The sequence below is a fragment of the Streptomyces sp. NPDC006335 genome (genome assembly GCF_040612795.1).
Lineage (GTDB): Bacteria > Actinomycetota > Actinomycetes > Streptomycetales > Streptomycetaceae > Streptomyces.
The window spans coordinates 120,097-134,879 of sequence record NZ_JBEXQX010000017.1; the positions used below are offsets into that span (position 1 = coordinate 120,097).

Annotated in this window: 11 protein-coding genes; 7 read left to right on the plus strand and 4 right to left on the minus strand. The window is 70.8% G+C overall.

Annotated elements, in window-relative coordinates; all coding sequences use genetic code 11:
- Nucleotides 1-51: 51 nt before the first annotated feature.
- Entirely contained in the window at nt 52-2,535 is a 2,484-nt protein-coding gene (locus tag ABZ098_RS35245; RefSeq protein ID WP_356597807.1) for a tetratricopeptide repeat protein, read from the minus strand.
- 179 nt (nt 2,536-2,714) lie between these two features.
- Between ABZ098_RS35245 and ABZ098_RS35250 the strand changes: the two genes are divergently transcribed.
- The 3 genes from ABZ098_RS35250 (at nt 2,715) to ABZ098_RS35260 (ending at nt 4,626) form a co-directional block, all read left to right on the plus strand.
- Nucleotides 2,715-3,170 carry a carboxymuconolactone decarboxylase family protein gene (locus ABZ098_RS35250; RefSeq protein WP_356597864.1) on the plus strand — a complete coding sequence of 152 codons (456 nt, stop codon included), beginning with the start codon at nt 2,715-2,717 and terminating at the stop codon, nt 3,168-3,170.
- Nucleotides 3,171-3,233: 63 nt separating this feature from the next.
- On the plus strand, nt 3,234-3,692 hold the full coding sequence (locus tag ABZ098_RS35255) for a DUF1801 domain-containing protein (protein WP_356597808.1): 459 nt from the start codon (nt 3,234-3,236) through the stop codon (nt 3,690-3,692).
- Nucleotides 3,693-3,729: 37 nt separating this feature from the next.
- Nucleotides 3,730-4,626: a PfkB family carbohydrate kinase gene (locus tag ABZ098_RS35260; protein WP_356597809.1), complete on the plus strand. Its 897-nt coding sequence runs from the start codon at nt 3,730-3,732 to the stop codon at nt 4,624-4,626.
- A gap of 119 nt (nt 4,627-4,745) precedes the next feature.
- Here the strand turns inward: ABZ098_RS35260 and ABZ098_RS35265 are convergent, their stop codons facing one another.
- Nucleotides 4,746-4,922 carry a hypothetical protein gene (locus ABZ098_RS35265; RefSeq protein WP_356597810.1) on the minus strand — a complete coding sequence of 59 codons (177 nt, stop codon included), beginning with the start codon at nt 4,920-4,922 and terminating at the stop codon, nt 4,746-4,748.
- 284 nt (nt 4,923-5,206) lie between these two features.
- Between ABZ098_RS35265 and ABZ098_RS35270 the strand changes: the two genes are divergently transcribed.
- Nucleotides 5,207-10,408 (plus strand): family 43 glycosylhydrolase, encoded by a 5,202-nt coding sequence (locus ABZ098_RS35270; RefSeq protein ID WP_356597811.1) that lies wholly within the window; start codon nt 5,207-5,209, stop codon nt 10,406-10,408.
- A 204-nt stretch (nt 10,409-10,612) separates the two neighbouring features.
- On the opposite strand, the gene ABZ098_RS35275 is transcribed toward ABZ098_RS35270, so the two are convergent.
- Entirely contained in the window at nt 10,613-11,425 is an 813-nt protein-coding gene (locus tag ABZ098_RS35275; RefSeq protein ID WP_356597812.1) for an SAM-dependent methyltransferase, read from the minus strand.
- Nucleotides 11,426-11,470: 45 nt separating this feature from the next.
- Between ABZ098_RS35275 and ABZ098_RS35280 the strand changes: the two genes are divergently transcribed.
- Nucleotides 11,471-12,895, plus strand: a complete 1,425-nt coding sequence (locus tag ABZ098_RS35280) for a SpoIIE family protein phosphatase (protein WP_356597813.1) — start codon at nt 11,471-11,473, stop codon at nt 12,893-12,895.
- A 1-nt stretch (nt 12,896) separates the two neighbouring features.
- On the opposite strand, the gene ABZ098_RS35285 is transcribed toward ABZ098_RS35280, so the two are convergent.
- The gene (locus ABZ098_RS35285) at nt 12,897-13,295 is read right to left on the minus strand and encodes an ATP-binding protein (RefSeq protein WP_356597814.1); all 399 of its coding nucleotides are present in this window, start codon (nt 13,293-13,295) and stop codon (nt 12,897-12,899) included.
- Between the two features lie 304 nt (nt 13,296-13,599).
- On the opposite strand from ABZ098_RS35285, the gene ABZ098_RS35290 reads away from it, so the two are divergent.
- Together ABZ098_RS35290 and ABZ098_RS35295 are read left to right on the plus strand one after the other, a co-directional pair.
- Nucleotides 13,600-14,475 carry a helix-turn-helix transcriptional regulator gene (locus tag ABZ098_RS35290; RefSeq protein WP_356597815.1) on the plus strand — a complete coding sequence of 292 codons (876 nt, stop codon included), beginning with the start codon at nt 13,600-13,602 and terminating at the stop codon, nt 14,473-14,475.
- Entirely contained in the window at nt 14,472-14,723 is a 252-nt protein-coding gene (locus ABZ098_RS35295) for a DUF397 domain-containing protein (RefSeq protein WP_007379642.1), read from the plus strand. Before ABZ098_RS35290 ends, ABZ098_RS35295 begins: the two co-directional genes overlap by 4 nt.
- The last annotated feature ends 60 nt before the right edge of the window (nt 14,724-14,783 follow it).

The following is a 14,783-nucleotide window of genomic DNA, read 5'->3' on the forward strand; positions in this document are numbered from 1 at the left end:
GGAGGGGGCCGTGCCTGCAGGCCGACCTGATCCGAAGGACAGGCCCCCGCCTCAGGCCCCCACCTCGCGCTCCGGCAGGGCCGCTCGGCCCGCTGCCCGGTGTTCGGCGGCCGCCGTCGGGTCCGTCTCGTCCAGGACGGCCGCGATGCCCTCGTGGGCGAGGGCCTCCGCGTGGCGGTGGCCGAGCTTGGGGGCCAGCTCCAGGGCCTGGCGATGGAGGCGCAGGGCCTGGTCGGGGCGGCCCGCCAGGCGGCAGGTCTCGCCGTAGGCACTGAGGAAGTGGATCTTCCAGTGCTCCTCGAACAGCTCCTCCAGCAGCGCGAACGCCTGCTCGTGGCTCGTCAGTGCCTCCTCGTGGCGGCCCATCTGGCGCAGTGCGACGCCGAGGCAGTTCAGGCACCAGGCCTCGTTGTGCTTGTGGCCGTCCTCGCGGGCCAGAGCGAGCGCCCGGTGCAGGTGCGCCACGGCCTCGTCGGGGTCCTCGTGGGCGATGGCGACGCCCAGCGTGATCAAGGCCGTCAGGGTGGGCGGCCACGATCCGTCGCCGTGCGGGATCTCCAGCGCCGTACGGGCCAGCTGTGCCGCTTCCTCGCGGTGCCCCAGTTGCAGCAGCGCCCAGGCCTCGTACGCGGTCGCGTGGGCCGTGCCCATGGGGCAGTCGGCGTCCGCGTACAGCTTCCCCGCCAGCCGGAACAGGCCGAGCGGCTCCTCGACGTATCCCTCGTCCCAGCTCAAGTAACCGCGACGCATGGTGAGTTCGGCCTCCGCACGGACGTCCCCCACCCGGAGCACCAGCCGTGTCGCCGCCTCGTACGCGGCACCCGCCTCCGCCATGCGGCCCGCGTTGTACCGGGCGAACCCCAAGTCGCTGTGTGCCTCGGCCAGTTGGAGCGGGTCGTCGAGGCGCTGCGCGGCGGCCAGGGACCGTTCGAAGAGGCCGTTGAGCATCGTGGTGCCGCAGCGGCGGGCGAAGTACGCGCGCATGAACCGCGGCAGTTCGCACATGTGGCGGTCGGCCCCGGTGTCCTCCGCCGCCTCGAAGGCCGCCAGGAGGTTCAGGTACTCGGTGCCGAACCAGATGAGGGCCGCGATCTTGTCGGTGAAGCGCGGCAGTTCGGTCGGCGGGCGGTCGACGGAGGCCTCGCGGCTCAGGGACAGGAACGGCATCGCCGCGTCGGCGGCGGCTGCCGCGTGCACGTAGTAGTCGAGCACCCGGGTCAGAGCCCGGTCGCGTTCCGCCGGGGAGTCCTGTTCCTGGGTGGCGCGGCGGGCGTGCTGGTGGACCAGGTCGTGGAGGCGGTAGCGGCCTGCCGCCGGCTGCTGGACCAGGTGCGCGTCCAGCAGGTCCTCCAGCATCGCGCGGGCGCTGCGCAGTGGCACGTCCGCCAGCGCTGCCACCACGTGCTCGTCGAACGACGACCCCGGCAGCAGGCCCAGCAGACGGAACAGCCGGGCCTTGGCCCGGTCCAACTGCCGTACGGACATGGCGAACGCGGTGTCGAACTCGCTCGCCCCCTCCGCCATCCGCTCGACGAGGATGCCCACCGTCCAGCCCGGCCGGTGCCGCAGCCGGGCCGCGGCGAGCCGCAGGGCCAGTGGCAGCCGGCCGCACAGGCGCAGCACCTCGGCCGTGGACCCGGGGTCGCGGGCCAGGCGTCCTTCGCGGTCGTCGGTCTCGCCGCTGGCCCGGGCCAGGAGCTCGGCGCTCTCCTGTTCGGTCAGCACGTCCAGCGACACCGGCGGGACCTCGTCCAGACCGAGCAGCCGGTTGCGGCTGGTGATGAGGGCGACGGAGGGGCCGGCGCCCGGCAGCAGGGGGCGGACCTGCTCGGCTTCGGCGGCGTTGTCGAGGACCACGACGGCCCGGCGGTGGGCCAGTTCGGACCGCCAGCAGGCGGCCAGCTCCTCGACACCACCGTCCTGCGGAACCTTCTCGGAGGGCACGTCGAGGGCGGCGAGCAGCGTCCGCAGGGCGCGGTCGGGGTCGAGCGGTCGTCGGCCCTCGGTGAATCCGTGCAGGTCCAGGTAGAGCTGGGCGTCCGGGTAGTGGGCGGCGAGCCGGTGCGCCGCGTGCACGGCCAGACAGGTCTTGCCGACCCCGGCCATGCCGTCCACGGCGATCACCCGGCTGCCGACCACCCCGTCGAGCACGGCCTCCAGCTCGGCCTCGCGGCCGGTGAAGTCGGGGACGTCGCGCGGGAGGTCGTTGCGGGGCGGACGCGGGGCCCCGGCGGGCGGCGACGGCGGCGGGACCTGACGGCTGGTCTTCGGCGGTGCCGGCAGGGGGGTGGAGGCCCGCTCCCACAGGGGGCGCAGCGGGCGGGGGTCGCGCTGGACGAGGCGGCACAGGGCGATCACCGCGGGCCAGGGCGGGACCGTCTGCCCGCTGAGGTACCGGGACAGGGACGACGAGCTGAGGCCGGCGTCCCGGGCGAGGGCCCGTACGCCCCGCTTGGACAGTTCCTGGAGCAGCCGTAGCCGAGCCGCCAGCTCCTCGCGCGGGTCTCCGCCCCCGGTCCTGTCGTGCTCGACCACTGTTCCCCGCCCCCCTGTCCCGCCCCGGCTGACCTCTTCCGGGTCGGATCGTGCCTGTTCAAGGCCGTTTCGGCTGTCCCACGGTGTCCCACGACCGTCGTCCTGACAAGCCCTCTCGGCTGAGATGGAACCACACCCCGCCACCGCGGGGGCGCAGCCCGGCAGAGGAGCGATTCATGATGCAGTCCCGTATGCAGAACCCCGCCGTCGTACTGTCCGATGCGATGCAGCCCATCCAGCAGCTCTTCAAGTCCGTGCACTCCGGTGGGGTCGACGGGCAGACGCTGGAGCTGGTGCATCTGCGGGTCAGTCAGATCAACGGATGCAGCGCGTGTGTCGACGGCGGCACCAAGACGGCCCGTAAGGCAGGGGTGAGCGACGAACGGCTGGCCACGGTCGCCGCGTGGCGGGAGGCCCCCTACTTCACCGAGGAGGAGCGGGCTGCGCTCGCGCTGGCCGAGGCGGCTACGCGCCTCGCCGACCGTCCCGACGCGGTGAGCGACGAGGTCTGGGACACGGCCGCCACCTACTTCGACGAGAAGCAGCTCGCCGCGCTCGTCCTGATGATCGGCTTGACGAACCTGTTCAACCGGCTCAACGCCACGACCCGGCAGATCGCCGGGGCGTGGGGGTGAGCGGCGCGACGCCGGTTCGAAGCGAAGATGTCCCTGACCGTCCTTAGACCAGGAGGAAACGTCATGACGAGCACGCGGAAGACGACCAAGAGGACCGAGACGTTCACCGACGAGGAGCGCGCCGCGATGAAGGAGCGCGCCCAGGAGGTCAAGGCGTCGGCGCGCCGCGGTTCGCGTGCCGACAAGGCGGCGGAGGACGAGGCCGCCGTGGTCGCGAAGATCGCCGAGATGCAGGACTCCGACCGGGTCATGGCCGAGCGGATCCACGCCGTCGTCAAGGCCAGTGCCCCGGACCTGGCGCCGAAGCTGTGGTACGGGATGCCCGCCTACGCCAAGGACGGCAAGGTCGTCTGCTTCTTCCAGAGCGCCCAGAAGTTCAACGCGCGGTACGCGACCTTCGGTTTCAACGACAAGGCGAACCTCGACGAGGGCACGATGTGGCCCACGGCCTTCGCGCTCACGCAGCTGACCGCGGCGGACGAGGCGCGGATCGGCGAGCTCGTGCAGAGGGCGGCGGGCTGAGGACGGCGGGGCCGCGAGCAGGAAGAGGTGACAGAGCATGGAGCCGACGAACAGCCGACGTCCTGAGGGGCTGTTCGTCGGCCTGTGCACGCTCGACGTCATCCAACTGGTGGACCATGTGCCGGGTTCGGACGAGAAGGTGACGGCTCGTCAGCAGGTGGTGGCGGCGGGCGGTCCGGCGACGAACGCGGCCGTGACCTTCGGCCACCTGGGCGGCGCGGCCAGACTGCTGACCGGCATCGGCTCCCATCCGCTGGGACTCGCCGTCTCGGCCGAACTGCGCGAACTGGGCGTGCGCGTCTCGGACTTGGCGGCCGATTCCGTCGAGCCGCCCGCCGTGTCGTCCGTTCTCGTCACCGAGTCGACCGGCGACCGTGCCGTCGCGTCGACGAACGCGACCGGACACCGGCTCACGCCACCCGACGACCTCCACGCCCTGGTGGCCGCCTGCGACGTCGTCGAGTTCGACGGCCATCACATGGAGCTGGCGACGGCGACCGCCCGCCTCGCGCGGGCCGCCGGCCGGCGAACCCTTCTGGACGGGGGCAGTTGGAAGGCCGGCACGGCGGAACTGCTGGCGCTGATCGACGTGGCCGTCTGCTCGGACGCCTTCCGGCCGCCCGGCACGCAAACCCCGGCGGACGTCCTGCGGTTCCTCACCGAACACGGGGTGGCGTGGTCGGCGGTGAGTCGCGGAGGCCGGCCCATCGAGTGGGCGGGCCCCGAAGGCGGGGGCACCGTGGACGTGCCGGCCGTCCGGGTCGCGGACACGCTGGGCGCGGGTGACGTTCTCCACGGGGCGCTCACCCATCGCCTCGCCGCGCAGAGGCAGGTGACCCCGTACGGCTTCGTGGAGGCCCTGCGTGCCGCGGCCGAGGTGGCCTCACGGGCGTGTGCCTCGTTCGGCACCCGGGCCTGGCTGAGGGGGCCGTGAAGGGTTCCGTGACCCACCGCGGATCCCCCGGACCTCTCGGACCTGTCAGCCCCGTCGCGCCCGCGCGCCAGAACGGGGCAGCCCCCCGCATCGGGAGGCTGCCCCGCTCCTGACCGGGCTCACGACCTGCGGCCACGCACGTTCCAGCCGCTGCCGATGCCGGCCAGGTGAAGCGCCAGCACCATGAGGCCGATCAGCATGAAGTTCGTCGAGGTGAAGGTGTCGTTGGTCGATATGTCCGCGGCGTTGATCAGAAAGGAGATGAAGAACAGGACCGCTGAGATGATGGCCAGCATGGGTGTCCATCCCTTCGAATGACTGAGGTCATTTAGCCCCGTGCCATTCGAATTCCCCCAACGTGTCGGAGCATGCCGACGGTTGAGGACCGCAGAGCAGTGCGTTCGACTAGTCGGACATCGTTCGAAACCTCTTGACGTTCCCGTGGGACCCGATTGACACTCTCGCAACACGACGTCACACAGCCGAAACGGCAGGGTGCCCAAGGCCGAGGCCCCGCCACGCCTCCACGCCTCCACGCCTCCACGCCTCCACGCCTCCACGCCTCAGCAGGGAACCCCACATGACGTACCTCGCACGTCCGCGCGCCCGCGCGAGACGCCGGGCGGGCCGCCTCGCCGGTCTGACCGCCGCGTCACTGTTCCTGGGCCTCGCCGCGCCCCTGGTCCCCGCTCAGGCGGCGGACACGGCCGCCATCACCGATGGACTGGCCCTCTGGTACAAGCTGGACGGCGCCTCGGGCACTACCGTCACCGACGCCTCCGGCCACGGCCGCAACGGCACGGTGAACGGGACCGCCGACTGGTCCGACCCGGCGCGAGGGCTCGCCTTCAACGGATCCGACACCTACATCAAGGTGCCGGACGACGTCATGAAGGGCATGGACTCCATCACCGTCTCCACGGACGTGCTGATCGACCCCACCCAGAGCACGCCGTACTTCCTCTACGGCTTCGGCAACTCCAGCGGCGGCAACGGCAACGGGTACCTCTTCGCCACCGGCAACTCCCTGCGCACCTCGATCGCGACCGGCAACTGGTCGACCGAGCAGACCACCAGGCCCGCCGACTCGCACAACCTGACCCGCGGGGTGTGGAAGCAGCTCACCTACACCCAGACCGGCACCACCGGCATCCTGTACGAGGACGGTGTCGAGGTCGGCCGCAACACGGCGGTCACCATCACACCCGGCTCCATCGGCGCCGGCTCCACCACCGCCAACTACATCGGCAAGTCGGTCTACTCGGGCGACAAGCTCTTCAAGGGCCGCATCCGCGACTTCCGGGTCTACGACCGTGCCCTGGAGCCGGCCGAGGTCGACGAGCTGACCCTGCCGATCGCGGCGGAGGGCGTCGCCGCCGACAAGGCCTCGCTGAGCCTGGGTGACACGAGCGCGGTCACGGCCGACCTGGTCCTCCCGAGGTCCGGTACCGCCGGGGGGTCGACGATCACCTGGGCCAGCGACAACCCCGGTGTGGTGTCCGACTCCGGCAAGGTGACCCGCCCGGCCGCCGGTGAACCGGACGGTCGTGCCACGCTCACGGCCACCCTGAAGAAGGGTTCCGCGACCGACACCAAGAGCTTCGACATCACGGTCCTGCCTGACTTCGACGACCGGACGGCCACCGACCGGGCAATCGAGAACCTCACCGTCCACAACCTCGACGACGTACGCGGCAATCTGACTCTGCCGTCGACGGGCGAGTACGGCACGAGCGTCTCCTGGTCCTCCGCGAACCCGGCGGTCGTCTCGGCGGAGGGTGTCGTCCACCGCCCCGCGCACGGCGACGGCGCCACCACCGCTGAACTCACCGCCACCGTCACCAAGGGCGACGCGAAGGCGACCCGCACGTTCACCGCGAAGGTCCCCGAACTCCCCGCGAAGCAAGCCCTCAGGGGCTACATGTTCAGCTACTTCACCGGTGAGGGCACCTCGGACGGCGAGCAGCTCTACGCCGCGCTCAGCAAGGGCGACGACCCCATGAAGTGGCGGGAGTTGAACGACGGAAAGCCCGTCCTGACCTCCACGCTCGGCGAGAAGGGCCTGCGCGACCCGTTCATCATCCGCTCCCCCGAGGGCGACAAGTTCTACCAGATCGCCACCGACCTGAGGATCTACGGCAACGGCGACTGGGACGCGTCCCAGCGCACCGGCAGCAAGTCCATCATGGTCTGGGAGTCCACCGACCTGGTCCACTGGACGAACCAGCGACTGGTCAAGGTCTCCCCGGACAGCGCGGGCAACACCTGGGCGCCCGAGGCGTACTACGACAGCGAGCTCGGTGAGTACGTGGTCTTCTGGGCGTCGAAGCTGTACGACAACGCGGCGCACTCCGGCGACACGTACAACCGCATGATGTACGCGACCACCCGTGACTTCTACACGTTCAGCGAGCCCAAGGTCTGGATCGACCGCGGCTACTCGGTCATCGACTCCACGATGATCCAGAACAACGGCACCTACTACCGCCTGTCGAAGGACGAGCGCAACAACACCTCCTCGACGCCCAACAGCAAGTTCATCTTCGAGGAGAAGAGCGACTCGATCCTGAACCGCGACTGGACCGCGGTCGCGGAGGGCATCGGCAAGGGCGCGATGAACGCCGCCGAGGGGCCGCTGGTCTTCAAGTCGAACACCGAGGAGAAGTGGTACGCGTTCCTCGACGAGTTCGGCGGCCGCGGCTACATCCCCTTCGAGACGACCGACCTCGACTCCGGCAGGTGGACCCCGGTCGCCGACTACGACCTGCCGGCCAAGCCGCGCCACGGCACCGTCCTGCCGGTCACCCAGGCCGAGTACGACCGCCTGCTGCGCGCCTACCAGCCGGACCAGCTCGTCGAGCGCGTCGAGGACATCACGGTGAAGACGCGGATCGGTCAGGCGCCGGTCCTGCCGGCCACCGTGATCGCCACGTACGCCGACGGCGTCAAGCGTCCCGTCGCGGTCTCCTGGGAGGACGTCCCGGCGTCGAACTACGCCCAGGCCGGCACCTTCACGGTCACCGGGAGACTGCCCGACGGCGCGGCGATCCCGGTCCGGGCCGAGGTCACCGTCTCCGAGCAGGGCCCCGACGTCCCGGCCGACCTGCTCCTGCACTACGGCTTCGACGAGACGGGCGGCAACATCGCGGTCGACTCCAGCGGCCACGGCTACCACGGCACCTACGTGGGGACGCCCGCCTTCGCCACGGGCGTGCAGGGTGGCTCCTTCAAGATGTCGGGTGACGCGACGGGTTCGCCGTACGTCAGGATCCCGAACGGTGTGCTGAAGAACGCGGACAGCGTGACCGTGTCGACGTACGCCAAGTGGAAGGGCGGCAGCAGCTTCCAGTGGCTGTTCGGGCTCGGCCCGGACAGCAACAAGTACCTGTTCGCCACGCCCGCCAACGGCGGCAACAGCCTCTACTCGGCCATCACGAAGGCGAGTTGGTCGGCGGAGTCGAAGCTGACGGCGGGCTCGCAGCTCACGCCCGGCGAGTGGCGGCACGTCACGGTCACCCTCGACGGGGCGACCGGCAGGATGGTCCTCTACGTCGACGGCGTCGAGGCGGCCCGTACGACGACCACCATCAAGCCCTCCGAGCTGTACGACGCGCACAAGGACTACAGCGGCTACATCGGCAGGTCGCTGTACGCGGGCGACCCGGCCTTCGGCGGCGAGGTCGACGACTTCCGCGTCTACGACCGGGCCCTCACGGCCGCGGAGGTCATGGAGCTCAGCGGCAACACCGCGGGCATCGCCAAGGCGACGCACCCGGCGCTGAAGGTCGACGCCATCGTCGACGACACGGACAGCAAGGTCACCCTGCCGATGAAGGAAGGCACCGATCTCACCGCGCTGGCACCGGAGTTCACCCTCGCGCACGGCGCGGCCATCAGCCCCGCCTCGGGCAGCGTGCAGGACTTCAGCAAGCCGGTGACGTACGAGGTGACCGGTTCGGACGGCAAGAAGCGCACCTGGACGGTCTCGGCGCTCGTCATGAGGAGCCCGGTCCTGCCGGGTCTCAACGCCGACCCGAACATCGTGCGCTTCGGTGACACCTTCTACCTCTACCCGACGACCGACGGCTTCGAGGGCTGGAGCGGTACGCAGTTCAAGGCGTACTCCTCCACCGACCTGGTCCACTGGAAGGACCACGGGGTCATCCTCGACCTCGGTCCCGACATCTCATGGGCGGACAGCCGGGCCTGGGCGCCGACGATCGCCGAGAAGGACGGGAAGTACTACTTCTACTTCTGCGCCGACGCCAACATCGGGGTCGCGGTGTCCGACTCGCCGACCGGTCCGTTCAAGGACGCGCTGGGCCGACCGCTGCTGAAGGCGGGCCAGTTCAGCGGCCAGATGATCGACCCGGCCGTGTTCACGGACGACGACGGGCAGTCGTACCTCTACTGGGGCAACGGGCACGCCTACGTGGCCCCGCTGAACGCCGACATGACCTCCCTCGACCTCACGAAGATGAAGGACATCACGCCCAGCGGCTACAACGAGGGCTCGTTCGTCATCAAGCGCGACGGCACCTACTACCTCATGTGGTCGGAGAACGACACGCGTGACGAGAACTACCGCGTCGCGTACGCCACCGGCCCCTCCCCCACCGGTCCCTGGACCAAGCGGGGCGTGATCCTGGAGAAGGACCTCTCGCTCGGCATCAAGGGTCCCGGTCACCACTCGGTCGTCCAGGTGCCGAACACCGACGACTGGTACATCGCCTACCACCGGTTCGCCATCCCCGGCGGTGACGGCACCCATCGCGAAACCACCGTCGACAAGCTGGAGTTCGACTCCGACGGCCTGATCAAGAAGGTCGTGCCCACCCTGACGGGCGTCGATCCGGTGACCGTCGTGCACGCCGGTGCGGACGGCAGCGGGACGGAAGGCGACGCGATCGCGCTGCACGGGACCGTCTCCGGTGCGGGCAGCCCGAAGTGGGCCGTCGAGGCGGGAGCGCCCTGCTCCTTCGCCGACCCCGGCTCGGCCGCAACGACGGTCACCTGCACCGACGACGGCACCTACACGGTCACCCTCACGGGCGGCCGCAGCAGGGACACGGCGACGGTGAAGGTGGCCAACGCGGCGCCCGCCATCGTCTCGGCCGCAGGTCCGCAGTCCCCGATGTCGGTCGGCAAGCGGGCGGTCGTCACGACCGAGTTCACCGACCCGGGCACGAGTGACACCCACACCTGTGTGGTCGACTGGAAGGACGGGAGCGCGCCGCAGTCCGGCACGGTCAGCGCGTCCGGCTGCCGCGCCGAGCACGTCTACACCAAGGCCGGGATCCGGCGTCCGGTGATCACCGTCACCGACGACGACGGCGCCTCGGACCGCAGGACGCTTCCCGAGCTGATCGTCTACGACCGGTCCGCCGGTCCCGCGCTCGGCGCCGGTGTCCTCACCTCCCCGGCCGGCGCCTACCCCGCCCAGCCGGGCCTGACGGGCAAGGCGGCCTTCTCCTTCGGCGCGGCCTACCTGCCCGGCTTCGTCGCACCCGTCGGCGAAGTCTCCTTCGACTTCGGCCGGGCCGGGCTGAAGTTCCGTTCCACCGGCTCCGACTGGCTCGTGGTCACCGGCTCGCAGGCCGTCCAACAGGGGTCCGGCACGGTCGACGGCAAGAGCGGATACGGCTTCCGCGTCACCGCCACCGACAATCCTGACACCTTCCACCTCAGGATCTGGAAGAAGTCCGGCGGAGAGGTCGTCTACGACAACCTGACCGGATCCAAGGTCACCGGCCTCATCGCCGTCGGCGGCAGCCGCCGGTAGTCCCGTCCCCGCCGAGCCTCGTCGACACCAACCTGTCGACGGGGCTCCGCGTTTGCCCTGGCTCAGCGGCACGACCACCAGGCGCGAGGCCCGGCGCCGGCTGAGCGGAACGGTCCGATGACCGCGCGGTTCTGTTCTGCCGGTGTGTCGTCCTTCTGACCGCGCTGGGCGTGCCGTCGGGGCGGCAGCGGTCCCTCCCCGGCGTCACCCGCTCTTGCGGCCGACTCCCGCGTACACCCAGTACTCCGACGGGTTCTCCGGGACGTCCTCGCCCTCGTCCGGCCGCCACAGCGGGACGTGGACCAGGCCGGGTTCCGTCAGGTCGAACCCGGCGAACAGGCCCTGGATCTCGTCGTGGGAGCGGGCCGTGACGGGTGAGGTGGCCCGGGAGCGGTAGAGCTGGGTGACCGCGGCGGCCGTGTCGGGGCGGTCCTGGTTGGTGGCGTGGGACAGGGCCAGCCAGCTGCCCTCGGGCAGGGCGTCCCGGAAGGCGGCGACGATGCCGGCCGGGTTCTCCTCGGGAGTGACGAAGTGCAGGATCGCGACCATGAGCACGGCGACCGGCTGGTCGAAGTCGATCAGCTTGCGCACCTGCGGTGCGGACAGGACATCGGCCGGCCGCCGGATGTCGGCGTCGACGATGTCCGCGCGCGGGTTGTCGGCGAGCAGGGTGGTGCTGTGGGCGACGGCCACCGGGTCCTTGTCGACGTAGACCACCCGGGCCTCGGGGGCCGCGGCCTGGGCCACCTCGTGGACGTTGCCCTGCGTCGGGATGCCCGAGCCCAGGTCGATGAACTGACGCACACCGGTCGCGGCCAGGTACCGCACGGCCCGGCCGAGGAAGGCGCGGTTGGCCCGGGCCAGCGCCCGCACCTGGGGGTCGATGGCCGTGACGGCCGCGACCGCCTCCCGGTCGATGGCGAAGTTGTGCTCCCCACCCAGCAAGGCGTCGTACATCCGGGCTACGCTCGCCTTGTCCGGATCGGTCCCGGGCGGCAGAGCATCCCTGTCGGTCACCAGAACGTCCTTTCCCACCAAGGTACTTGACGCCCCATCATAGAGTTGCCCTTCGACGTCCGGCGATCGATCGTGCCGCCGGGCGCCCGGACCCCCACCCGGAAAGGCACTACGACCCTGCGGAACGAACCGCACAGCCGCTCCGACGACACCCCCACCACCAGGGCCCAGCCCCGTCGTTCGGCCTTCTCCCCCGCGGCCGACGTCATCGGCTCGGAGCTCGACCTGGGGCTGACCGGCAGCCATGTCGTGCACGCGCTGACGCCCGGCTTCTGCGACGCGGCGTCCCTGTATCTGCTGGAACGGTGGCGGCGCGAGGAGACCACTTACGCCGGCGCGGACCCCGCCCAGATCGAGGCGCGCCGACTGGCCCTGCGGGTGGGCACGGACGCGCCCGAGTCGTGGGAACGCACCCTGCCGGTCGGCGAGGTGATCGTCTTCCCCCGCGAGACCCCGTACGCCCGCGCGCTGGTCGACGGACACGCGCAGCTGCTGGACTCGGTCGACGACCACACGGCCGAGCGGCTCGCCGCCTCCGCGGGTACGGACGCGCGCATCGGCGAACTCCTCAAGACGCGCTCCTTCCTCGTCGTGCCGCTGCGGCTGCGGGGCGGGGCGATCGGCTTCGTCGCCTGCTCCCGCGGACCGGACCGCGGACCGTTCCTGACCGCGGAGGTCGCGGCGGTGGAGTCGCTGGCCGCGCGCGCCTCGGTCGCCCTGGACAACGCGCGCCGCTACGAGCACGAGCGCCGCACCGCCCTGGCCATCCGCAACAGCCTGCTGCCGGGCACGATCCAGGAGGTCGAGGGCTGCCGCATCGCCCATGGCTCGCTGCCCGCCGGACAGGGCTCGATCATCGGCGGTGACTGGTTCGACGTCCTGAGACGGCCGGGCGACCGGGTCAGTCTGATCGTCGGGGACGCCATGGGGCACGGCCCGGAGTCCGCCGTGGCGATGATCCAACTACGCACCGCCGTACGCACGCTGGCCGGTCTCGACATCCCCGCGGCCGATCTCATACGGCGGCTCGACGCGCTCGCCAGCGACACCCCGGGCGCCTCCTTCGCGACCTGCATCTACGCCGAGTGGGACCCCCGGCGGCGCACCTGCACCCTCGTGGGCGCCGGGCATCCTCCCCCGCTCCTGCGCGGACCGGACGGTCGTACCGCTCCGGTCACGCTGGTCGGCGCGGGCCTGCCGCTGGGCCTCGCCGCGGGCACCTACGAGCCGACTGTGCTGAACATCGACGACCCGACGCTGCTCGTGCTCTACAGCGACGGCCTGGTCGAGTCCCGGGGCGCCGACATAGACCACGAGATCGCCCGCCTCGCCCGGGCGCTCGACGCGGCGACCGTCGAAGACGACCCGCTCCCCGCCCTGTGCCGACGGCTGCTGCACGCCCCCTCGGATCCGGCCGGCGCGGACGACCGGACCCTGCTGCTCGCCGAACTCACGCCCACCAAGAGCTAGTTCAAGCCGACAAGTTCGCCCACACCGCGTTGCCGCCGGTGAGTCTGGAGCGGTCCACCCCCCAGGTGTCCGCGAGTTCCTCCACCAGGAACAGTCCGCGGCCGCCCTCGTCGTCGAGGGCCGCGCGGCAGCGGCGGAGGGTGGGGCCCGAATGGTCGTGGTCGTGGACCTCCAGCCGCAGGATCGAGTCGGTGACCAGCCCGATGCCGCACAGGATGCGTGCGCTGAGGGTGTGGCACACGGCGTTGGTGGCCAGTTCGGACAGCAGGAGTACCGCGTCCGAGCACAGCTCGCCCGGCAGGTTCCAGGCCTTGAGCCGGGTCCCGACGGAGCGGCGGGCGACCCCGATGCTGGAGCGGTGCGCGGGAAGTTCGATCCAGTGGGTTCGTTCCTGGTCCACGGCGTCTAACAGCTGAGGGTACGTGGTCGTGTGGGGGGACACGGTGTTGGCCTTCCGTGGGGGCGGCGGCGCGGCCGGGCGAGACGCATCGGGGACGGGGGCTTGCCAACCCGCCCGAGGGTAGGGACGGTTGACGTCACTGTGCGCGCGTTCGGCGGCACGGGTCACACAAGTAACTATGCTCGCACCCAAGTTCAACCTGCAACCAGCTCCCTGATAATTTCAGAAAGCCGATATCCGCCTGGTGGCGTCAGCAAGTTGCTGTCAGGCTCGTGCCGGTGACAGCCCCTCAGGAGGTCAGGACGTGAGCGAAGGCCGTACGGGCACGGGTGGCACCAGTGCTCCCACCGTGCTGCGCATGATCCTGGGCCGGCGGCTGCAGGAGCGGCGGCAGGGCGCGGGGGCCTCGCTGGACGACGCGGCCAAGGCGCTCAGGGTGACGTCCCTGACCATCCGCCGCCTGGAGAAGGCCGAGGTCGCCCTCAAGCCGCTCTACGTGGAGAAGCTGCTGGAGACCTACGGGGCGGACCGGCAGGAGATCGACGAGTTCGTCACCCTCGCCGAGCGCGCCAATGAACCCGGCTGGTGGCACACGTACCGGGACGTCCTGCCGAACTGGTTCAGCGCCTACGTCAGTCTGGAGGCCGGGGCCAGGACCCTGCGCACCTACGAACCCCACTACGTCACGGGGCTGCTCCAGACCCGCGCCTACGCGCGCGCAGTCCTGCGCGGCGGCTTCCCGGGTGAGGCCGACGAGGACCTGGGCCGGCGCGTGGACCTGCGGCTGCGCCGCCAGAGCCTGCTGGAGAGACCCGACGCGCCCACACTGTGGGTGGTGATGGAAGAGGCCGTACTGCACCGGGTGGTCGGCGGCCCCGAGGTCATGCGGGAGCAGATCGAACGGCTCCTGGAGGTTGCGGAACTGGAGCACGTCAGCGTCGACGTCGTGCCGTTCACCGCCGGCGCCCATGTGGGTGCGTGCGCCCCGTTCACCTACTTCCGCTTCGAGGAGCGGGAGTTGCCGGACATCGTCTACACCGAGGTCCTCTCCGGCGCGATGTACCTGGACCAGCGCTCCGAGGTGTCGGCGCATCTGGAGGCGCACAACCGCATGTCCCTGCTGACCTCGGACGCGGACAGCAAGGCACTCCTGAACCGCATGCGCAAGGAGTACTCATGACCAGCACCGACTGTCACGTCTACAACGGGATGCCGGCCACGGACCTCGGCGAGCAGGGCTGGGAGTCCCCGTGGAGCGGTCCCAACGGCGGCCAGTGCGTGCAGACCAAGCTCCTGGCCGACGGCCGGGTGGCACTGCGGCAGTCGACGGATCCGGCCGGTCCCGCGCTGATCTACACCCCGCAGGAGATCGCCGCGTTCGTCGCGGGCGTCAAGCGGGGCCTCGCGGACCATCTGACGGCCGGCTGACCCCCGGCCCGACCCACGACCCGAGCCGGACCTGCCCCGGCAGCGACCTGCCCGACACCC

Bases quoted from the DNA above. Each gene is read 5' to 3' on its own strand.
- ABZ098_RS35260 (WP_356597809.1), top strand. From the start codon at position 3,730: ATGGAGCCGACGAACAGCCGACGTCCTGAGGGGCTGTTCGTCGGCCTG.
- ABZ098_RS35295 (WP_007379642.1), top strand. From the start codon at position 14,472: ATGACCAGCACCGACTGTCACGTCTACAACGGGATGCCGGCCACGGAC.
- ABZ098_RS35250 (WP_356597864.1), top strand. From the start codon at position 2,715: ATGCAGTCCCGTATGCAGAACCCCGCCGTCGTACTGTCCGATGCGATG.
- ABZ098_RS35265 (WP_356597810.1), bottom strand. From the start codon at position 4,922: ATGCTGGCCATCATCTCAGCGGTCCTGTTCTTCATCTCCTTTCTGATC.
- ABZ098_RS35270 (WP_356597811.1), top strand. From the start codon at position 5,207: ATGACGTACCTCGCACGTCCGCGCGCCCGCGCGAGACGCCGGGCGGGC.
- ABZ098_RS35255 (WP_356597808.1), top strand. From the start codon at position 3,234: ATGACGAGCACGCGGAAGACGACCAAGAGGACCGAGACGTTCACCGAC.